Consider the following 5,447-nt stretch of genomic DNA (forward strand, 5'->3'; position numbering starts at 1 on the left):
GGGTGGGCGCGATAGGTGGAGTACCGGTCCATGCCCGCGGCGACGGCGGGGTGGGCGATCTGCAGCACGAGCAGCCGCCACGCCACGAGTCCGATGCGCCGCTCGCCGAGGGTCCGCCGGAGCAGGGTCTCGACAGCGGGCGATGCAGCCACAGGAGTCACAGGACTTCCTCTTCTCACAGGGACACGACACCTCCTACAACGGGGGTGCCCCCTGTCCGGCCCGCAGGGGAGCCGGCCTCCACTCTGACGTGTGTTCCCCCGAACGCCTGCCCGCCCCGCCCGTCGCCGGTTCACCGCCCCGGGCCGACGGAGGCACCCGGGGAACGGCCGAAAGGTTGTCCTTCCCAAGGGAATTGACACAGACTCAAGATCCGCACGCCCTCACCACCACCGATGCCCGAGGAGATCCATGGCCGACACCGTCAACTCACTGGCCGCCCGTGTCCACGAACTGCTGCTGGCGCTGGTGACTCAGGGCGTCGATGCCAGGGTGCCGGGACAGGGCTCCTCCTCCTCGTCCGCGTACGGATTCCTCGGTGCCCCCGGGAGGGTGGACGTCGCCTCGGGCCTCCAGGACGTCGTCGTGCGCGCCGGCGCGCTCGGTCCCGGCGGTACCTGGCTCGCCGCCGCGGGCCATGCGGGGCTCGGCGTCCTGGCGGTGCTGCGCGGACGGGCGGAGCAGGCGATACCCCACCTCGACGCGGCCGTGTCAGCCGGATACAACGACTGCGTGGGGCTGCACGCCGCCCCCATCCGCCCGCTGCACGGCGATCCCCGCTTCCGGGCCCTGTACCAGCGGATGCGCATCACCCAGGCCGATCTCGACGAACTCCTCTGGCTGCACCAGGAGATGCAGCTCACGGCGCAGGAAGCGCAGAGGGCGATGGTCGACAACATCGGCCGCCTCGACACGGGGGTGTCGCTGCTTGCGCAGGCTCCCATGCCGACCCGTGAACCGGACACGGCCGGCGTCCTCATCACCCGCATCGACCTCGCCGTCACCCAGAGCGCGTTCCGGCAGGCCGCCTTGCAGATGGACTTCCAGCGCAGCTCCGGCAACACCAGCCTCGGTCTCATCGACGACACCTGGGACCACGCGCAGGCCATGCGCGACGCCTGGCACGCCGAAGACCAGGACTCCCGGCGTCAGCGGTTCGCCGAGGGCCGGGCCTTCGTCGCACGCCCCGGCGCCGGCACCGTCCTCGGCCCCTGCCCGCCGCTGGGCTCGATCACCTACCCGGGCTGAGAGGTCCGACCGGCGCGGAGCCCCTGACACGCTCCGCGCCGGTCAGGGCGTACAGGGATTCGGCGGCGGCTCCGTCCAGGACGCCCAGGTAGTGCATGCGGACGACGGGTTCGGGACCCGGGCCCGGGGGCCGCTCCAGGGCCACGGCCGCCGCGTGCTCCGGGCCCACGGGGACGTCCCGGACGGTCCAGCCGGGCGGACGGGCCGGTGCCCCGGGAGCCGGGTCGCCGAGGTAGTCCAGGTCCGGGCTGCGCCCCACACCCGTGCCGATCCCCTTGAGGTAGGCCTCCTTGCGGGCCCAGAGGCGGGCGAAGACGGCGGGCCGCAGGGCGGGTTGTGCGGCGTGGACCGCCCGCCGCTCGGCGGGGTGCAGGGCCTCGCCGACGGCGGTGGCCCGGTCCGGGTCCGGCAGGGCCTCCACGTCGACGCCGACCGGCCGCCCGGCCACCCCGATGAGGACCAGGCCGCCCGTGTGCGAGAGGGAGAAGTGCGGAGCGCCGCCACCGGCCAGCGCCGGGCGCCCGTGCGGACCGCCGCAGCAGGGGCAGGACCGGCGCACGAACCTCAACTCCGCGGGGGAGACGCCCTCGTAGGCGCAGAGCACCCGGCGCAGCGCGAGGTGCGCGGCCACGTAGCGGGCGCGGTGGAGGGGGTACACGAAGGCGGCGACCCGGGCGCGCTCCGCCGCGTCCAGCGGAGACCGGTCCAGGACCACGGAACGCAGCCCCGAATCCGGTACGTGCAACAGCCACAGGTCCAGCGAACCCTCCGCCGGCCGGGACCGCGGCCCCGGCCAGAGGGCGGGCGGCCAGCCGGGCGGCGGGCAGGACAGTTCCAGGTGGGACAGCACGCAACACTCCGGTGGTTCGGCGGCCAACTGCTGCTCCGGCACGATAACGCAGCCGGGCGAACGGAATTGATGGCCGGATATCGGCTGCGGTGTTCCGCCGTACTACTGCCCCGCCCCCTCCGCCCCACGGAAATAGCGGAATTCGGCTTTGCGGAAAGGCCGAAATGCGTGCGGTTCCCGGCGGCCCGGACGGCTCGCGGTGGCATGTGCCTCGGCCAAGGTCCAGCACATTCTGGCTCGAATCGACCGTATCGGCCGTAAGTTCGAGGGGCACATCCCTTACGATCTTGGTCACGCAGGGACATTCCGGCGTCGTACCGCCGGATGACCGGAGGCGGTTCCACGAAGGAAGAGGGAAATACAGTGGTGTTCACCGCTGGAATGGCGCGGGGGGCGGGTCCGACCCCGGAGGCCCCCACCCCTGAACTCGAAACCTTGCTGCGCCACGCCGCCGAGGCCCGGTCGGGCCAGGCGCGGGCCGTTCTCGTCAGGGGCCCCGCCGGAATCGGCCGTACGCGCCTGCTGAACCTCGCCCGGCAGCGGCTGACAGCCGAGGGGTACGCCGTACGGTACGCCGGGGGCCCGCCGGACGGACCGGCCCGCTTCCCCGCGGCGCACGCCCTGCTGCCGCCCCCGCCCGGACCGCAGGCGCCCGCCGCAGCACCCGGCGACCTCCGCGACGACCGGCACGTGCTCCACCGCCGCGCCCTGGACCTGCTCGCCGCCGGACCCCTGGCGCTGGTGGTCGACGACGCGCAGTGGTGCGACGAAGCCTCCCTGCGCTGTGCCGACTTCATCCTGCGCCACGCCGCCGCCCGGCCCCTGCTGCTGGTCCTCGCGCAGCGCACCGACGCCCCCGGCCCCGGAACCCCCGTCCTCGCCGAGATCCTCGCCCGGGGCCGCTGCGCCCTGCTGGAACCCGCCCCGCTCACCGAAGCCGCCATCACCCGGCTCGTCACCCGGACCTGCGGCGGGCCCGCCGACCAGGGGTTCGTCCGGCGGTGCGCCGAACTCACCGGAGGCAACCCGCTGCTGGTGGACCGGCTGATCACCGCCCTGCGCACCCTCGGCATCCGGCCCGGCGCGGACGCCGTGCCCCTGCTGGGCGAGCTCCACCAGGGCGTGCTGACCGCACGGGTCCCCGAGCTGCTGGCCGCCGGCCCGCGCCGGGCCCGGCAGGTGGCCACCGCCCTCGCCGTGCTCGGCCGGGGCGCCCCCGACCTGCTCGCCGCGCTCTGCGGCCTGGACGTGCGGGCCGTGGAATGCGCGCTGAAGGGGCTGCGCCGGATCGGGGCCGTGCCGCCGGGATCCCCGCCGCACATCCGCGAAGGCGTCCGCGGCGCGATCCTCGCCACCCTGCCCGCACCCGAACTGCGGGACCTGCGCATCCGCGCCGCCCGGGTCCTCAGCGACGCCGGACGGCCCGCCCCGGAGGTCGCCGAACAGCTCGCCCCGCTGGGCCGGATCGACGAGCCGTGGATGTTCGCCGTGCTGCGCGACGCCGCCGCCGAGGCCCCCACCCGGGCGACCGTCAGGGCCGCCGGCCGCTGGCTGCGCGGAGAGGCGGGCCGCGCCCTCACGGACGCCGAACGCGGCGGCCTGCACGTGGAACTGGCCCGCGCCGCCAGCCGTACCGTCGTCACCCCGGCCCACGCCCTCTGGCACCTGCGCCAGGCCCTCGCCCTCACCCCCGACCCGCGCGGGCAGGCCCCCGTGGCCGTGCAGTACGCCATGATGGCACTCGGCACCCGCCGGGCCGCCGAAGGCCTGCGGTTACTGGAGCGGGTGCTGGACGGTCTGACCGATGCCCCGGACACCGGGGACGGCCCCGCCGGCCGGGACCTGCGCACCACCGTCGAATCCGCCCTGCTGGCCACCGCCGTCAACGACCGCACGGCGCTGCCCGCCGCCCGCGCCCGGGCCGCCGCCCTGCCCGTACCGGCCGGGCACGGTCCGGCCGACCGGCGCCTGCTCGCCGCGCTCAGCGCCTTCGCCGCCCTGGACGGCGGATCCGCGGAGCGGGCCGCCGCCCTCGCCCGGCAGGCCCTGCGCGCCGACGAACCCGGCACCGCCGGCTGGGGAGTGTTCTGCTCCTCCGCCGTCCTCGCGCTCGCCGACCGCGTGGACGAGGCCCTCGCCGCCCTCGACCGGGTGGTGTCACCGGCTCAGGAAAACCCCCCGCTGTGGCCCCGGCGGGCCGCGCTCGCCGGGCGTTCCCTGGTCCTGTACGGCATCGGCGACGTCACCGCCGCCGCGCGGGACGCCCGGGCCGCCACCGAGGTCACCGGCCCCGCCGGAGCCCCGCCCCTCGCCCACCTCGCACTGAGCTCCGTACTGCTCTCCCGGGGGGAAGCCGCCCGGGCCGGCGCCGTGCTCGACGAACTCGCGCGCACCGCACCCCACTTGGACCACAGCGTGTGGGAATGGCACCTCTACCTGTACACCTCGGGGAGGGTCCGCCGGGAGCACGGCGACCTCGAAGGGGCGCTCGAACTGTGGCGGCGGTGCGGACGCAGCCAGGAGGAGGCGGGCATCGCCAACCCCGTCCTCGCCCCCTGGTGGCTGCCGACCGCCACCACGCTGGGCCGGCTGGGGCGGGGCGCCGAGGCCGCCGGGATCGTCGACGCCGCCCTGGAACGGACCCGGAACTGGGGCACCCCGCGTGCCCTGGGACTGGGACTGGTCGCGGCGGCCGCGGTCGTCAGGGGGCGGGCCCGTACGCGGCTGCTCGCCGAGGCCGTGGAGACCCTGGCCGGCTCGCCGGCCCGGCTGGAACTGGCCCGGGCCGAGTACCAGCTGGGCCACGAGCTGCTCGCCCTCGGCGACGCCCGGGCCGCGCGGGGCCACCTGCGCCAGACCATCGAACTCGCCACCCGCTGCGGCGCGCACGCGCTGACCGCCCTCGCCCGCGACACCCTGGTCACGGCGGGCGGACGCATGCCACAGCTGGCCGTCGCCCCCGTGGACTCCCTGACGCCCAGCGAGCGCCGGATCGCCACCCTGGCCCGGCGCGGCCACAGCAACAAGAAGATCGCGGAGGCGCTGTTCATCACCCCGCGCACGGTGGAGATGCACCTGACGAACGTCTACCGCAAGCTCGACGTCCGCGGCCGCGGCGACCTGCCGCGGGGCCTCGCCCCCCGCACCCGCGCGGCCGCCCCCCGCCCGGCCGACGGCGTGCCGTCCCCGCCTTAGGGAACGGGGCCCCCGCCCTGGGGACGTCCCCGAAGTCCCGCCGCGGGCGCCCGCCTTCCGGGCGGACGGCCGTCGGGAGGCGGAGTACCCGGACCAGGCGGCGGGCGTGGGAGGGGCCCGGGGCGGGGGCCGCACACCCGCGAGCCGCCGCTCC

General features: G+C 76.1%; 3 protein-coding genes. 2 read left to right on the plus strand and 1 reads right to left on the minus strand.

From position 1 onward, the window contains the following. Positions 1–411: 411 nt before the first annotated feature. Entirely contained in the window at positions 412–1,248 is an 837-nt protein-coding gene (locus VR44_RS22105; RefSeq protein WP_045949311.1) for a hypothetical protein, read from the plus strand. On the opposite strand, the gene VR44_RS22110 is transcribed toward VR44_RS22105, so the two are convergent. Further along, entirely contained in the window at positions 1,232–2,098 is an 867-nt protein-coding gene (locus VR44_RS22110) for a 4'-phosphopantetheinyl transferase family protein (RefSeq protein ID WP_063778953.1), read from the minus strand. The two genes, VR44_RS22105 and VR44_RS22110, sit on opposite strands and share 17 nt — an antisense overlap. Before the next feature lie 366 nt (positions 2,099–2,464). On the opposite strand from VR44_RS22110, the gene VR44_RS48485 reads away from it, so the two are divergent. Continuing rightward, positions 2,465–5,293 carry a helix-turn-helix transcriptional regulator gene (locus tag VR44_RS48485; RefSeq protein WP_169791029.1) on the plus strand — a complete coding sequence of 943 codons (2,829 nt, stop codon included), beginning with the start codon at positions 2,465–2,467 and terminating at the stop codon, positions 5,291–5,293. Positions 5,294–5,447: the final 154 nt, after the last annotated feature.

Origin of the sequence: Streptomyces katrae, assembly GCF_000966975.1 — a bacterium.
Taxonomy (GTDB): Bacteria; Actinomycetota; Actinomycetes; order Streptomycetales; family Streptomycetaceae; genus Streptomyces; species Streptomyces katrae.